This is a genomic window from Mycobacterium intermedium (genome assembly GCF_002086275.1).
Classification (GTDB): domain Bacteria; phylum Actinomycetota; class Actinomycetes; order Mycobacteriales; family Mycobacteriaceae; genus Mycobacterium; species Mycobacterium intermedium.
The window spans coordinates 1-15,743 of the sequence record NZ_MVHT01000118.1 but is presented as its reverse complement, the minus strand read 5'-3'; the positions used below and the strand labels follow the sequence as shown (position 1 = coordinate 15,743).

At 68.3% G+C, this 15,743-nt stretch carries 9 protein-coding genes; 3 read left to right on the top strand and 6 right to left on the bottom strand.

Going from position 1 to position 15,743, the window contains the following annotated elements; genetic code table 11:
• The 5 genes from BST27_RS27185 to BST27_RS27165 form a co-directional block, all read right to left on the bottom strand.
• Positions 1-1,669: PPE family protein (locus BST27_RS27185; protein ID WP_139805403.1), on the bottom strand; the 1,669-nt coding region annotated here is incomplete at its 3' end.
• Positions 1,670-1,935: 266 nt separating this feature from the next.
• A complete protein-coding gene (locus tag BST27_RS27180) occupies positions 1,936-4,323 on the bottom strand; it encodes a cation-translocating P-type ATPase (RefSeq protein WP_069422466.1) in 2,388 nt (795 codons plus the stop codon).
• Positions 4,320-5,903 carry a serine hydrolase gene (locus BST27_RS27175; RefSeq protein WP_069422465.1) on the bottom strand — a complete coding sequence of 528 codons (1,584 nt, stop codon included), beginning with the start codon at positions 5,901-5,903 and terminating at the stop codon, positions 4,320-4,322. Before BST27_RS27175 ends, BST27_RS27180 begins: the two co-directional genes overlap by 4 nt.
• A gap of 54 nt (positions 5,904-5,957) precedes the next feature.
• Positions 5,958-7,076 carry an MBL fold metallo-hydrolase gene (locus BST27_RS27170; RefSeq protein WP_069422464.1) on the bottom strand — a complete coding sequence of 373 codons (1,119 nt, stop codon included), beginning with the start codon at positions 7,074-7,076 and terminating at the stop codon, positions 5,958-5,960.
• Positions 7,077-7,081: 5 nt separating this feature from the next.
• The gene (locus tag BST27_RS27165) at positions 7,082-7,813 is read right to left on the bottom strand and encodes an enoyl-CoA hydratase (protein WP_069422463.1); all 732 of its coding nucleotides are present in this window, start codon (positions 7,811-7,813) and stop codon (positions 7,082-7,084) included.
• A 27-nt stretch (positions 7,814-7,840) separates the two neighbouring features.
• Here BST27_RS27165 and BST27_RS27160 point away from each other — a divergent pair, with 27 nt between their 5' ends.
• Entirely contained in the window at positions 7,841-9,325 is a 1,485-nt protein-coding gene (locus BST27_RS27160) for an acetyl-coenzyme A carboxylase carboxyl transferase subunits beta/alpha (RefSeq protein ID WP_069422462.1), read from the top strand.
• Positions 9,326-9,523: 198 nt separating this feature from the next.
• Here BST27_RS27160 and BST27_RS27155 read toward each other — a convergent pair whose 3' ends face one another.
• Positions 9,524-10,093 carry a TetR/AcrR family transcriptional regulator gene (locus tag BST27_RS27155; RefSeq protein WP_069422461.1) on the bottom strand — a complete coding sequence of 190 codons (570 nt, stop codon included), beginning with the start codon at positions 10,091-10,093 and terminating at the stop codon, positions 9,524-9,526.
• Between the two features lie 105 nt (positions 10,094-10,198).
• On the opposite strand from BST27_RS27155, the gene BST27_RS27150 reads away from it, so the two are divergent.
• Both BST27_RS27150 and BST27_RS27145 read left to right on the top strand, forming a co-directional pair.
• On the top strand, positions 10,199-11,341 hold the full coding sequence (locus tag BST27_RS27150; RefSeq protein ID WP_069422460.1) for an FAD-dependent monooxygenase: 1,143 nt from the start codon (positions 10,199-10,201) through the stop codon (positions 11,339-11,341).
• A gap of 199 nt (positions 11,342-11,540) precedes the next feature.
• On the top strand, positions 11,541-15,641 hold the full coding sequence (locus BST27_RS27145; protein ID WP_083148713.1) for a PE family protein: 4,101 nt from the start codon (positions 11,541-11,543) through the stop codon (positions 15,639-15,641).
• The last annotated feature ends 102 nt before the right edge of the window (positions 15,642-15,743 follow it).

Sequence of the window (15,743 nt, the reverse complement as noted above, 5' to 3'; positions counted from 1 at the left end):
CCCCCGGCCCCGCCGGCACACTCAACACCGGAATCACCACCGGACCCAGCCCCGGACCCGAAAGCCCCAACTGAATGGACTGACCCGGTCCCCCCAGCACCAAGTCCAGCGATGGACCATTAACGACGATCGAATTCACGACGATGGGTCCGATGGTTCCGCCCAATTCACTGCCATTGAGGCGCAATTGCGGAATCGTAAACGACTGCACGTTGATAATCGGATTGCCGCTCAAGAGGGATCCGAGCGTGCCTGTCACCGGAATGTTGATCGGGACGTCGACTTCGAAGCCTATCGCGATTCTGGGGATGGTGATGGTGTAGTCACCGGCCATTTGACCCTGGTTGTCCCCGCGCCAGAAGAACCCGTTGTTGAGGTCGCCCTGGTTGAACCCGCCGGTGTTGTAATGACCGGTGTTGGCCCACCCGGTGTTGTAGTCACCGGTGTTGGCCCACCCGGTGTTGTACCGGCCCGGATTGAAATCACCGGTGTTGGACACCCCGACGTTGAAACTGCCCGAGTTGTAACTGCCCGGGTTGCCCACACCAGTATTCAGCAACCCGGTGTTGGCCCATCCGGTGTTCCACCGACCCGCGTTGAACAACCCCGTGTTGAACTCCCCGGAGTTGCCGATCCCCCAGTTACCAGTCCCGGAGTTGAAGAACCCGACATTGCCGGTACCGGAATTGAACAACCCCACATTGCCAGTGCCGGTGTTCCACGCGCCGAACCCGACCTGACCATCTCCGCTGAGTCCGAAGCCAACGTTGTTGGTGCCCGTATTCCCGAATCCGATATTGCCGGTGCCCGCATTACCGAACCCGAAATTAGCGATCCCTGCGTTACCTAATCCGACATTGTACGAGCCCAGATTCCCCGGTCCCACATTGTAAACACCCGAATTACCCGAGCCCAGGTTGAAATTACCTAGATTCCCGATTCCCACATTCCATTGCCCGAAATTTCCGAACCCTAAATTGGCGTCTCCCACATTGCCGAGACCCACACCGTTCGTGCCGACGTTGGCAAAGCCGACGTTGCCCACCCCTAGATTCGCCAATCCGGCATTGAAGATGCTGACGCGACCGGCCGGGTTGCTTACGGCGCTCTGGGTCGAGGCAACGAACGCAGCTACGGCCGCGGACGGGTTCTGGACCAGTTGAGCAAAGGGCGTCAGGACCGATACGGCGGCCGACGCCCCCGCGTGATAACCCAGCATTGCGGCCACATCCTGGGCCCACATCATTTCGTATTCCGCCTCGGCGGCGGCGATCGCCGGAGCGTTGAAGCCCAGCAGGTTGGAAATCACCAGCGATCTAAGTTGAGTCCGGTTTGACAGGACCGCGGCGGGATGCACCGTTGCGGCAAGAGTGGCCTCAAAGGCGGCCGCACTGAGCCGGGCCTGAGTTGCGGCCCGTTCGGCCTGCGCTCCCGTTGCGGTCAACCAGCCCAAATACCCGCCGGCAGCGCCCGCCATCGCCGACGACGCCCGGCCCTGCCAGGCCGAACCCAGCACCGCCGATGTCAACGAAGAGAACGAGCTTGCCGCCGAACCCAGTTCTGCGGCGACCGCGTCCCACGCCTCTGCCGCCGCCAGCAGGGGGCCGGGCCCCACCCCGCCGAATATGCGCGCCGAATTGATCTCTGGGGGCGATATTAAAAAGTTCATCCCCGCAGCCCTCCCCGAAAGCGGTAGTTACGGTAGCCGCCTGCCGTGACAGCCCACGAAGACGAGGGCTCCGGCTGGGGTTACCCCTGCCTTACGGACTGATAGGGCAAAGCCTACGGCGATCGTGGTTGGAATTCCGCGATTTTTTCAAAATATGACCCCGGGTCATTGATTCACACATAATTCCGGGATGATGTAAACGAATTTTACATTTCGCGGAATTCGGCCGGCCGTCTACCGATTTATTTACGTGGCGGTAAACAACCCTATCGCCACAGGCGCGGCGGCACGCCGAGAGTCCGGGCCCGGATCCACCAGTTCGCCTCGATGGCCGCGGCACCGACCAGACCTACGCCGATCGCAAATGACGTGGCACCCAGGTTCGACGGGTCGAGGAAGAACTTGCGCTGCGTCCACGGCAGGCTGAAGATCACCACGTACGCCAGAGCTGACGCGATGACCAGCGCCAATCGCCACCACTGGTAGGGCCGCGCCACCACCGCGAGCACCCAGACCGCGGTGATCAGCAGCGTGATCAACGCCGCGGTCGAGGCTTGGTCCTGCTCCACCGCCGTGGCCTGGCGGCCGTGATAGGCCCCCAAGTACGACACGAACGTTGCCGTGCCGACCACCAGCCCGGACGGCAGCGCGGCGGTGAGTACCCGTCGCACAAAGCCCGGATAGGCGCGTTCGTTATTGGGCGCCAAAGACAGAATGAATGCCGGAATTCCAATGGTGAACCATGCCGCAATCGTGACGTGTATTGGCTGGAATGGATACAGCAAAGGATCGGCGCCCAACGGCTTGGCCAGTAAACACTCCAGGCCTACCAGCAACGCCAGCAGCACCGAATAAACGGTTTTCGTCAGAAACAGATTGGCGACCCGCTCAATGTTGCCGATCACCCGTCGGCCTTCGCCAACGACATACGGCAACGTGGCAAACTTGTTGTCCAGCAACACGATTTGGGCCACCGCGCGCGACGCCGCGCTGCCCGCACCCATCGCCACGCCGATATCGGCGTCCTTGAGCGCCAGCACATCGTTGACGCCGTCTCCGGTCATCGCGACGGTATGGCCGTGCGATTGCAGCGCATGCACGATGGCGCGCTTCTGGTCTGGTCGCACCCTGCCGAAGGTGGTGTAGGAGTCCAGCACGTCGGCCAGTTGGGACAGCTCTTCTGGTAGCTGCCGGGCGTCCATGGTCTCGCCATGCAACCCGAGTTTGTCGGCGACCGCGCCGACCGACACCGCGTTGTCGCCCGAAATGACCTTCACCGCAACATTCTGGGCGGCAAAGTATTCCAGAGTGGCACGCGCGTCAGGGCGCACCTTCTGCTCCAAGATCACCAACGCGACCGGGGTTACGCGCCCAGGGGCGGCCGGGTCGTCCACAGCGACATCACTGGCCGCCAGCAGCAACACCCGGAGCCCCTGCGCTCCGATCTGTTCGGCTCGTGCGGCGGCCGCCGACGCTGGGTCGAGCAGCACGTCGGGCGCGCCGATCACCCAGTTGCCGTGCTCGCCGTAGGACACCCCGCTCCACTTGGTCGCAGACTTGAAAGGCGCTGTGGCAGTGACGGTCCAACCCGGCGGGGGGTGATACGCGTCAGCGATGGCCTGCATGCTGGCGTTGGGGCGGGGGTCGGCGCCAGCCAGCGCGGCCAGCGCCGTGGCCGCCCGCTCAGCAGTGCCGTCCAGCACTTCGACGTCGGACACCCGCATGCCGCTCTCGGTCAGCGTGCCCGTTTTGTCGGCGCAGACCACGTCGACACGGGCCAGCCCCTCGATGGCCGGTAGCTCCTGCACCAGGCACTGGCGTTGACCCAGCCGGATCACGCCCACCGCGAACGCAATCGACGTCATCAGCACCAGGCCTTCGGGGACCATCGGCACCAGCGCACCGACCGTTGCCAGTACGGATTCCCGCCATCCCACGTTGGTGGTGAACATCTGGGTGTAGATGGTCAACAGTCCCGCCGGCACCAACAGATAGGTGATGAGCTGCAGGATCCGGTTGATGCCGTTGCGCAGCTCGGATTTGACCAGGGTGAATTTGCTTGCCTCGGCGGCCAACCGGGCGGCGTACGCGTCGGCACCCACCTTCGTGGCACGGTAGGCGCCGGTGCCGGCGATGACGAAACTTCCCGACATCACTAGGTCGCCAGGGTCTTTGGCGATGGGGTCGGCCTCACCGGTCAACAGAGATTCGTCGACTTCGAGGTTCTGCTCCTCGATGACTTCGCCGTCAACGACAATCTGATCACCGGGACCGATTTCGATGATGTCGTCGAGTACCACCTCTTCGGGTGCTACGGCGCGCGTTCCAGATTGCCTGCGCACCAAGGGTTTTGCTTGTCCGATAATGGCCAGCTTGTCCAGGGTCCACTTGGCGCGAATCTCCTGCACCATGCCGATCACGCTGTTGGCGACGATGAGCAGCCCGAAGAGTCCGTTGATCAGTGAACCGGTGATCAGGACGATGACGAACAGCACACCCAGGATCGCGTTGATGCGGGTAAACACGTTGGCCCGGACGATGTGTGCGACGCTGCGCGTGGTTCGTTCCGGGAGGTTGTTGCTCCTGCCGTCGGCTATCCGTTGCGCCACTTCGGCATCTGACAAGCCGACGGCCTCCGAAACCGGGCTGGTCATCGCGTGAACGTTCCCAACTTGTCGGAATCGAAATACTCCAAGTTGAGGGTGTTGCCGGTGAAGGTGGCCTTGGAAATTGTTCCGGGCGGAGCGTTTTCGGTGGCCAGTCCGAAGGTGAACACGTCACCGTCCCAATGTGTCAACGGGAACGTCTGATTTTTCGGCCCCAATGACAGTTGCAGGTGTCCGTCTTGTTCCGTCACGGTCGCCGGGCCCCAATAGTCATTGGCGTACACGCCGGTGTAGTCGGTCAGCGGCCTGGCCGGCGCCGGATTGACCGGCGGCGGTTTACCGACCAGCGAGCCTTCGGGATTGTTCATCGCCGCGATCTGTTGGCGATACAAGGTTGACCAGTCCTCGCGTACCTGGCCGTACTGGATCAAATCCATGAATTCGGCGTTGAGCGCCTCGGCCACGCCGTAGGGCGCGGCATTTGTCAGGGCCACAATGGCTATGTCCTCGGAGGGCAATACAACGAAATTCGTCGCGGCTCCCATCACGAATCCGCCCGAATGGCCGTATTGGGTGCGGCCTGACGACGTCACCGAGACGTTGAATCCGTAGCCATACGTCCCAGATCGGGCCTTCGGTGATTGCGCCTGGACCGAAATGACTTGCGGGGTGACCGCGGGCAACAATGCGTCGATCGAAGTTACCCGCTGGCCGTTGGAGGTGCCGTTACCCAACAACATGGCGAGCCAGCGCGCCAGGTCGTTGACCGACGAACTCACCCCGCCCGCGGGTGTCTGGGGATCGGGATCGCGTTGGTAGCGCGCCTCCCACTTGCCTCCCACCTTGACGTGGTTGACCGCGTGGTTCGGTCTGGCCAGAAAATCGGCAAACCGCGAACTTGTGGAAGTCATGCCCAGCGGGCGGTACAGCACCTGGTCCGACAGGTCCTCCCAAGACTTGCCCGCGGCCGCCGCCACCGCCTCGGCGGCTGCGGTCACCCCGAAATTGGTGTAGGCGTAGCTGTTTCGAAAAGGTCCCAGCGGAAGAAGCCGCAGCCGCTCGAGAACCTGCCGGCGGTCATAGCCCAGGTCCTCCAAAACGTCGCCGGCATGGTCGGGCAGGCCAGAGCGGTGTGAGTAGAGGTCGCCGATGGTCACATGACTGGTGACGTACGGATCGCTGAACGCCAGCCACGGCAGCCTGGACACCACGGGCGTGTCCCAGCCGACCGTGCCGGCGGTCACCTCGTGGGCCACCACGGTCGCGCCGATGGATTTCGACATCGACGCAACCTGGAAAACGGTGTCGGCATCGACCTTGTTGTCCGGACCGTTGCCCCTGCTGACGTCTCGGACGCCAAAGCCCTTGGCGTACACCGTCTGTCCACCGCGGACGATCGCCACCGCCATACCTGGAATGCCGGTGTTCTTCATCAGGTCGGTGACCAGACCGTCGACCTTCACGATGGCCTTGTCGATGCGTCCGGACGGAATGGTCAGGCCCGACACCTCATTGGGCGGGGTCTGCACCCCCTGTGACGTCGGCGCGGCCAATGGTCTTTCCGATCCGCACCCGACCAGCACCAGCAACAGCAACACGATTGCGGCCGTCGCCACGCGCTTGGTCACGGCCGTCAACTCTAGTCGGCGGGGCACCGGAATCCGTGACGCCGCGTCACCGAATCAAAGCCGCCACCACGGATTGAACCGCAAGGGTGCGCTCGGATCGACACGCTGACCAGGCAGCGGCACCGCCACCTGAACCCCCTCCGGCTCGGCCGCCTTCAGCACTCGCTCGACGGGTTCGGACCACGGATGCGGGGCCAACCGGAAGGTGCCCCAGTGGATCGGCACCAGCAGCCCCGACCCCGAGTTGGTGACGTCCTGGTGTGCCCGGACCGCCTCTTCGGGGTTCATGTGGATGTCCGGCCACGCGGTGTTGTAGGCCCCGACCGGCATCAACGTCAGGTCAAACGGGCCATGGTCTGCGCCGATACCGGCAAAGGTCTTGGTGTAGCCGGTGTCGCCGCCGAAATACGTGCGGTGTTCGGGACCGATGAACGCCCAGGATGCCCACAGCGTGTTGTTGCGGCTGAGGAATCGCCCGGAGAAGTGCCGCGCCGGCAGGCAGACCACGGTGAGCTTGTCGATCTTGGCGCTCTGGTTCCAGTCGAGCTCGATGATGCGCTCATCCGGTATCCCCCAGTAGCGCAGGTGGGCGCCCACACCCAGCGGCACGCAGAACGGCGCCCGCTGCATACGTGCCAGCGCGAGGACGGTGTCCACGTCGAGGTGGTCGTAGTGGTCATGGCTGATCACCACCGCGTCGACGGCCGGCAACCCTTCCATTTGAACCGGAGGCGGATGCAGCCGCCGCGGCCCGGCGAGGTCCGATGGCGAGCAGCGATCGCTCCACACCGGATCGGTGAGAACGCGGTAACCGTCGATCTCCACCAGCGCGGTGGAGTGTCCGAACCAGCTGACGGCCAGCGGGCTTGCGTCGCCGCGGTAGATCTCCGGCGCGGCCAGCGGGATCGGGGTCGCCGGCCGCGTTGAATTGCGCGAACCCAGCATCTCCCGGGCGACGAGCGCCAGTTGCTCGCGGTCCACGGAGAACCACGAGGCGGGGTCAATATTGACGAAGGAGCCGTCTTGATAATTCGGCGAGCCTTCCGCCACTGCCTCGATCGACGCAGGGTCCGCACCGAGCGCGGACGGTGCACCGTGCATCGCCCGCAACAACCACCCACCGGCGGCCAACGACGCTGTACCGACAGCTAGTCGTAGCGCTCGGTGCACCATGACCGTTATGCCCCCTGAAACCTCGGCGGTCGCTTCTCCACTCGAGCAATCTGCGCCTCGATGACATCCTGACTATTCCAGGCTTTGTCAAATAGTTCTTTATGTATCGGCCCCGGCTCTTCGATGGACCCGTCGTCGTTGAGTACCCGCTTGGCGTGCTGAATAGCCAAGGGCGCGAGTCCGGAGATTTCGGCGGCCCAGGCCTGCGCGTCTTCCAGCGTCCCGATGCGGTTGGCCATGCCGGTGTGCAGCGCGGCGTCCGCGGTCAGCTTCTCGGCGGCCAGCAGCATCGCCCGCGCCCGCCCGTGACCGACCAACGTCGCGAGCCTACGGATACTCCAATTGTCAAGCGCCAGACCATATTTCGACGTCGGGAACTGGAAGAACGCGTCGGGAGCCACCACCCGCAGATCGCACTGCATCGCCAGCTGCAGCCCGGCGCCGATGGCCGGGCCGTTGATGGCGCCGATCACCACGATCGGAGTCGCGTCCATAACCCGGTGCAACTCGATCAGCCGGTCCGGATAGTCGGCCGCGAACGCGTCGCCGGACAGGTCCGCGCCGGCGCAGAACGCCGAACCCTGACCGGTCAGCACGATCGCGCGGATCGACCCGTCTCCCGCCTTCAGAAACGCTTCCCGCAGTTCTTCAACTAGCTGGGAGTTCAGCGCGTTGCGCCGATCGGGCCGTTGCAGCTCGATGGTCATCACTGCTTCGGTCAGGGTGATACCGATCATGGGGGCCAGGATATATAGCCTCGACGGGTGAGCCATATCACCACCGACCAATTGCGGGACGCGGTGCTGGATAAAGGCTCCTTTGTGAGCTGGGACGACGAGCCGCTGACCATCCCGATGTCCGGGTCGTACGCGGAGGAATTGGCCGCGGCTCGGGCGGCCACGGGCCGGGGCGAGTCGGTGTCGACCGGCGAGGGTCGCATCTTCGGACGCCGGGTGGCCATCGTGGTTTGCGACTTCAAGTTCCTCGGTGGGTCGATCGGTGTGGCGGCCGCGGAACGCATCACCGCGGCAGTGCAGCGGGCCACCGCCGAACGGCTGCCGCTGCTGGCGTCGCCGAGCTCCGGCGGGACCCGCATGCAGGAAGGCACGGTGGCCTTTCTGCAGATGGTGAAGATCGCCGCGGCCGTCAGACTCCACCAGCAGGCTCACCTGCCGTATCTGGTCTACCTGCGCAATCCGACCACCGGTGGGGTATTCGCGTCCTGGGGGTCATTGGGTCACGTCACTGTCGCCGAGCCCGGCGCCCTGATCGGATTCCTCGGCCCGCGGGTCTACGAGCTGCTGTATGGCGAACCCTTCCCGGCGGGTGTTCAGACCGCCGAGAATCTGCAGCGGTTCGGGGTCATCGACGACGTGGTCGCGCTGGATTCGTTGCGGGCGACGTTGCACCGGGCGCTGACGGTCATCTCCGACGTGCCCGAACCGCCGCCGCCCGTGGAGGCACCCGAACCGGTCCCCGACGTGCCGGCCTGGGACTCGGTACTGGCTTCGCGACGCCCCGACCGCCCGGATGCCGGGTACCTGCTGCGACACGGCGCCACCGACCGGGTGCTGCTGTCGGGCACGGGACAGGGCGACGCGGCGACGACGCTGCTGGCCCTGGCCCGCTTTGCCGGCCAGCCCGCGGTGGTCCTCGGCCAACAACGCGTCGGAGGCGGCAACGCGGTAGGGCCGGAATCGTTGCGCGAGGCGCGGCGCGGCATGGCGCTGGCGGCCGAACTGCGGCTACCGCTGGTGTTGATCATCGACACGGCCGGGCCCGCGTTGACGGCCGAAGCCGAGCAGGGCGGGTTGGCCGGACAGATCGCCCAGTGCCTCGCGGAGTTGGTCACGTTGGAAACGGTGACGGTCTCGGTCCTGCTCGGCCAGGGCAGCGGTGGGCCCGCGTTGGCGATGGTGCCCGCTGACCGCGTGCTGGCCGCGCTGCACGGTTGGTTGGCGCCGCTACCCCCCGAAGGCGCCAGCGCGATCGTCTTCCGGGACATCGATCACGCAGCGGAACTTGCTGCGACACAAGGTATTCGGTCCGCAGACTTGCTGGCGGCCGGGATCGTGGACGTGATCGTGCCCGAGCACCCCGACGCCGCGGACGAGCCAGAGGAGTTCGCCCGACGCATGTCCCGCGCGATCGCCACCGAGGTGCATGCGCTGCGCGAAATCCCCGACGCCCAACGCCTGGGCACCCGCCTGCAGCGGTATCGCCGCATCGGACTCCCCCGCGACGCCTGACCCTCGGGCGCGCGGCGCGATGCGGTGGCGTCAGCTGTTCTGGCCCGGGCTGCCGTCGCCGACGCCCGCGTCGCCACCCCCACCGGCAGCGCCGGGGCGAGATCGCACCCACGGTTGCGGCCAGCACCCACAACACAGCCGTCACGGCAATCTCGACGGGCACCGGCGGGCACCGGCGGGCCAGATCGACACCACGCCTTAGCCCAGCGTCTGTTGCGCGTTCGACGGCGGGTCCAGGTACCGCTGGATCGTTGGCCCGAGCCACTCAACCACCTCGTCCCGGTCCATTCCGACCACCGGCGGCAACCGCAGCACAAAACGACACAGCGCCAACCCCAGGATCTGGGTGGCGATCAACCCGGCTCGCTTGCCGGCTTCGTCGGCTCCCACGAGCTTCGCGACCAACGGCCGTAGCTGGGAGCCGAAAATCTCGCGCATCCGTTGTGCCGCTTCGTCATTGGTGGCGCTCGACCGCAGCAGAATCACCAGCGCCTCGTCGCCCTCCCAGCGCTCGAGGAAGTGCTGGACCAACAAGTGCCCCAGCTGCTCGCGGTCGGCGTCATCGTAGGTGGGAAACCGGAGATCGAACTCGACCGCCGCGGCGAACAGCTTTTCCTTGTTGCCGAAGTAGCGCATCACCATCGCCGGGTCGATCCCCGCGTCCGCTGCGATGGCGCGGATGGTTGCCGCTTGATACCCGGCGGAACCGAACCGTTCGCGTGCCGCAGCCAGGATCACGGCCTTGGTTTCTTCGGACGATCGCCTCATATCAACAAGTGTAGGCCAACAGGTGTTGACTTTGTAGCTGCGACGCCCCACTATCGACTTATGCCAACAAGCGTTGACTAACCCAACGCGAGAGAGGAACCAACCATGAACGAGACCGATGTCCTCATCGTGGGAGCCGGCCCGACCGGAATAACGCTGGCGGCGTCACTGCTTTCCCAAGGGATCCAAGCGGTGGTGGTCGACAAGCTGCCGTCCGGCGCCAACACCTCGCGCGCGGCGGCCGTCAACGCCCGGACCCTCGAGGTCCTCGAAGACCTCGACGTCTCCTGGCGGCTCGTCAAAGCCGGCCTGGTCGCCCCGCGCTTCACCATGCGCCAGGGTGCGCAACCGCTGATCTCGATCGACTTCAGCGGCCTGCCCACGCAGTACCCGTACACCCTGATGATCTCCCAGGCCGAGACCGAGCGGTTGCTCGAAGAGCGCCTTGACGAACTGGGCGGCAACGTGATTCGGCCCAAGACATTGAGCGATGTGGTCCAGGACGACGACGGTGTCACCGCCACCTTCGACGACGGCGACACCATCCGGGCGCGCTACCTCGTCGGGGCCGACGGCATGCACAGCACGGTCCGCCGCCACGCCGGGATCGGCTTCACCGGCGGCGAGTTCGCCGAATCCTTTGTGCTCGCCGACGTGCGGGTCTCGGGCGAGGCGCCAACCGCGGAAGTGATCCTGTTCTACGGAACCGACGGATTGACGGTGCTGGCTCCGCTGCCCGACGACATCTTCCGCATCGTCGCCCCGGTGCCGGACGCGCCGCAGGTGCCCACCGCGCCGTTCGTGCAACACCTGCTGGACACCCGCGGCTTCGGGCCCGGTCGCGTCGTGGTCACCGAACTGCTGTGGGGATCGCGGTTCAAGATCCACCACCGCGTCGCCGACACCTACCGGGCCGGGCGGCTGCTCCTGGCGGGCGACGCCGCTCACGTGCACAGCCCCGCCGGCGGGCAGGGCATGAACCTCGGCATCACCGACGCCGTCGCTCTGGCCGCAGCCCTTGCCGAGGTGCTGCGCGGCGGGCCCGAAGCGGCGTTGGACGCCTACAGCCGACAGCAGCGAGCGCGGGCCCAGCAGGTGCTGTCCTTGACCGGGCGCCTGACCCGGGTATCGACGCTGCCCCGGCCCTTGCGGCCGGTCCGCAATGCGGCAATACGCCTGGCCGCGCACATTCCCACCGTGCGACGCCGGTTGGCCTGGCGGTTAAGCGGCCTGGTCAACCGCGACTGAACGCGCGTCTCAACACCACTCGAATCAGGGAGGTAGCACCCCGCAGCCAACCGCCGACGGCGCCAATCCGGTTCTCGGACTTACATCAGATTCAGTAATCGATCTGATCTATTGACGTATCCGATACTAATTCGTATTCTCATGCGGTACGACGAACTGCCGGCAGTCCCAGCCCGGCCGCTGAGAAAGGCGCCTCCACATGTCATTTGTGGTCGTTTCCCCGGAATTCGTGTCCACCGCCGCTTCAGACTTGGCAAAGCTTGGAGCCACGATCAGCGAGGCCAATGCGTTTGCCTCCGCCCCCACCACGTCGCTGCTCGCCGCGGGCGCGGACGAGGTCTCAGCGGCCGTCGCAGCGTTGTTCGCCGCACACGGCAGCGAGTACCAGGCGATCAGCGCGCAGATCGCGTCGTTCCACGACAGCTTCGTGCAGCAACTGAACGGCGCCGGCGCCTCGTATGCGGCCGCGGAGGCCACCAGCGCCTCGCCGCTGCAGGTCGTGGAGCAGACCGTTCTCAACGCGATCAACACACCCACGCAACTGCTGCTGGGACGTCCCCTGATCGGCAACGGCGCCGACGGCGCGCCGGGAACGGGTCAGGCCGGTCAAGCCGGCGGGATCTTGTGGGGTAACGGCGGCAACGGCGGGTCGGGTGCGGTCGGCCAGGTCGGTGGTGCAGGTGGCGCTGCGGGCCTGATCGGCAACGGCGGCGCGGGCGGGGCCGGCGGGGCCGGTTTCGCCGGGACCGCGTCGGCCGGTATGGCCGGTGGCGCGGGCGGCGCGGGTGGCTTCCTGTGGGGCAACGGCGGCACCGGCGGAATCGGCGGCGCGGGCGTGGCCGGCGGCGTCGGAGGAGTCGGCGGCAACGGCGGGGTGGGCTCACTGCTGTTCGGCAGCGGCGGGGTTGGCGGAGTCGGAGGCGCCGGCGCAATTGGCGGTGCCGGTGGCGTCGGTGGTGACGGCGGGTGGCTCTACGGCAACGGCGGGAACGGCGGGGTCGGCGGCACCGGCGCGCAGGCCGGGGCCGGCGGCGCTGGTGGCAATGCCCGGATCTTTGGTAGCGGCGGCGCCGGTGGGGCCGGCGGCGAGGGCTTGGCCGGCGCGGCGGGGATGAACGCGCTGACACCGGGCGCGACCGGCGGTGCCGGTGGAACCGGCGGGCTCGGCGGCGCGGGCGGCACCGGCGGAAACGGCGGATTCCTGTTCGGCAACGGCGGTGCCGGCGGCAGCGGCGGCGTCGGTGGCGTCGGCGGAGCCGGCGGTCTCGGCGCCGACGGGTTCAACGCCGCGATCTCGGGAAACCCCGGCCAGGCCGGTGGGGCTGGTGGCGACGGCGGAGCCGGTGGACTTGGCGGCGACGGCGGGTCGGGCGGCGCCGGCGGGCGCCAGGGACTGTTCGGCGTCGCAGGAAGCCACGGCACCGGTGGGGTCGGCGGTGCCGGCGGAACGGGCGGCACGCCAGGCAACGGCGGCAACGGCGCAAACGGCGTTTACGGCGGTGTAGGTGGCGCGGGCGGCAACGGCGGCAATCCGGGCGCCGGCGGACTCGGCGGGGCCGGCGGTAGCAGCGGCGGCGGGGCCTACGCGGCAAACGGCGCGACCGGCGGCACCGCGACGAGCGGCGGCAACGGCGGCAACGGCGGCAACGGCGGCGATGGGGTGGCACCGGGCCACCCCGGTGGCAGGGGTGGCGCCGGGGGTCACGGGGGTTTGGTCGGCGACGGCGGCGACGGCGGCAATGGCGGCAAAGGCTCCGATGGCGGCACAAATGGCCGCGCCGGTGCAGCCGGCGGTGCCGGCGGCGCCGGCGGCAATGGTGGTGCCCTAGCGGGCAACGGCGGCGACGGCGGCGCCGGCGGGGCGGGCGGCGACGGCGCAGTCGGCGGCAACGGTCGCGACGGACTCGACGGCGGTCTTGGCCAGAACGGCCAGAACGGCTCGAACGGCGGGGCAGGCGGCGACGGCGGCAACGGTGGGGCCGGTGGCGCGGGCGGTACCGCCACACACGGAATCGATGGAAAACAAGGCGCTGGCGGCAACGGCGGCAACGGTGGCCTCGGCGGTAACGCAGGCAACGGGGGCAGGGGCGGTGAAGGCACCTTCACCAATGGCGGCAACGGCAACGGTGGCGACGGCGGGGACGGCGGCAATCCGGGCGCCAACGGCAAGGGTGGACTCGGCGGAGCGGGCTCCACCAACGGCGCGGACGGGTTGCAGCCGACCACCACCGCCGGCGGCGGCGCGGGTGGCGACGGCGGTAACGGCGCCAACGCCATCTCTCCAGGCACCAGCGGCGGTAACGGCGGCAAGGGTGGCAACGCGGGAACGTTGGCGAACGCGAACGGCGGCAACGGCGGCGACGGCGGCGACGGCGCTGCGCCGTCCTTCGGCGGCGCCCGCGGCGGCAACGGCGGCACCGGCGGCGCCGGCGGCAATGCCGGGTTGACGGGCAACGGCGGCCACGGCGGAGCCGGAGGTGATGGCGCCACGGGCGGGACCGGCGAAAACGCGTACTACCCCAGCCAAACCGGTGGCAGCGGCGGCGACGGCGGTGCCGGCGGGCACGGCGGCCCGGGCGGAGCTGGCGGATCCAAGTCCGGCAATGGCGGCAACGGCGGCGCCGGCGGTCGTGGCGGCAACGGCGCCAACGCTGGAAGCGGCCAAACCGGCTATGAAGGCACGTTCGAATGGGGCGACGACGGCACCGGCGGCGCCGGCGGCAACGGCGGTAACGGGGGCAACGGCGGAGTCGGCGGCAATGGCGGCGCGGCTGGGAAGGCTACTAACGGCAAGGCCGGCTCGGTAGGAGCCGCCGGAAGCGGCGGCAACGGCGGTGACGCCGGAATGGGCGGTGACGGCGGCCGGGGTGCGGACAACTTCAACCCCGGCGGCAACGGAGGCAACGGCGGTCAGGGCGGTAACCCGGGCGCAGCCGGCATCGGCGGTAAGGCCGGCACCGGGTCGGGCACGGCAACCAACGGCGTGACTGGCAAAACTCCCACCAGCGGCGGCAACGGGGGCAACGGCGGGAACGGCGGGAACGGCGCCGATGCCGGCATCAACCTCCCGGGCGGCAACGGCGGCGCCGGCGGCAACGGCGGCAACGGCGGCAAGTACGGCAACGGCGGCAACGGCGGCAACGGTGGGACCGGCGGACAGGGCGGTGCGGGCGCGAGCACCACCGCCCAAGGCGCCGCCGGCGGTCAAGGACAGCAGGGCGGACAGGGCGGTGCGGGCGGCCGCGGTGGCGACGCGGGCCAGTTCGGCGCCCGCGGTGGCGACGGCGGTGCCGGCGGCGCCGGCGGTACGGGCGGAACGGGCGGCAACAGCGGCTCCGGTACCAATGGCGGCACCAACTGGGGCGGCCAGGGCGGCAACGGCGGCCAAGGCGTCACCGGCGGCCAGGGTGGCGTCGGCGGCAACGGCGGAAACGGCGGCGCCGGGGGCACCTCGGCATCGGGCATCAACGGCACTCAAGGCGTCGGCGGCGTCGGCGGCAAGGGCGGCACCGGCGGCACCGGAGGTACCGGCGGCAACGGCGGCAACGGCGCCAATGCCACTGCGCTGTCCACCGACGGCAACCCGGGTCCGCAAGCCGGCAACGGCGGCAACGGCGGCACCGGCGGTACCGGCGGGAGCGGCGGTGCCGGCGGCAAAGGAGGCCAGGGCCTCGGCGGTCAGGCCGCGAACGGCGCCACTGGTAATCAAGGCAACGGCGGTACCGGTGGACGCGGCGGCAACGGAGGCAGCGGTGACGTCGGCGGCGTCGTCAGTCCCGGCGGCGGCAAAGGCGGTAACGGCGGCACGGGTGGCACCGGTTACAACGGCGGGCAGGGCGGCAACGGCGGCAACGGCGGTAGCGGCGGCACCGGCGACAGGGCAACTGGCGCCACGGGCGGAGCGGGCGGAACGGGCGGCCAGGCTACCTACGGAACCGGTGGCCGGGGCGGCAACGGCGGCACCGGCGGCACCGGCGGCACGGCCTCGGTGCTGTTCAACCCCGGCCAGGGTGGCCAGGGCGGAGCCGGCGGTAACGGCGGCGCCAGTTCCTACGGCGCCGGTGGCCAGGGTGGGACCGGCGGCAGCGGCGGCACCGGAGGCAGCAACCCCCTCGGCCCGCCGTTCGGTTCCGGCACCGGCGCGTCGGGCGGCAGTGGCGGCACCGGTGGCACGGGCGGCGTCGGTCACTTCGGTTGGACCCCCAGCACCGGCTGGGGCGGCGACTGGGGCAAGCCGGCCACCGGCGCCAGCGGCGGCGCCGGCGGTACCGGCGGCCAAGGCGGCCAAGGGAGCCTGTAGTAGGAATCCGCAGCACGGAGGTCACGTCGACCCCCCCCCCCGGGGGGGGGGGGGGGGCGGGGGGGGGGGGGGGGTTTGCCGGGGGGGGGGGGGGGGGGGGGG

Coding starts and splice junctions, on each gene's coding strand:
- BST27_RS27165 (WP_069422463.1), bottom strand. CDS start 7,813: ATGATCGGTATCACCCTGACCGAAGCAGTGATGACCATCGAGCTGCAA.
- BST27_RS27170 (WP_069422464.1), bottom strand. CDS start 7,076: ATGGTGCACCGAGCGCTACGACTAGCTGTCGGTACAGCGTCGTTGGCC.
- BST27_RS27180 (WP_069422466.1), bottom strand. CDS start 4,323: ATGACCAGCCCGGTTTCGGAGGCCGTCGGCTTGTCAGATGCCGAAGTG.
- BST27_RS27145 (WP_083148713.1), top strand. CDS start 11,541: ATGTCATTTGTGGTCGTTTCCCCGGAATTCGTGTCCACCGCCGCTTCA.
- BST27_RS27155 (WP_069422461.1), bottom strand. CDS start 10,093: ATGAGGCGATCGTCCGAAGAAACCAAGGCCGTGATCCTGGCTGCGGCA.
- BST27_RS27150 (WP_069422460.1), top strand. CDS start 10,199: ATGAACGAGACCGATGTCCTCATCGTGGGAGCCGGCCCGACCGGAATA.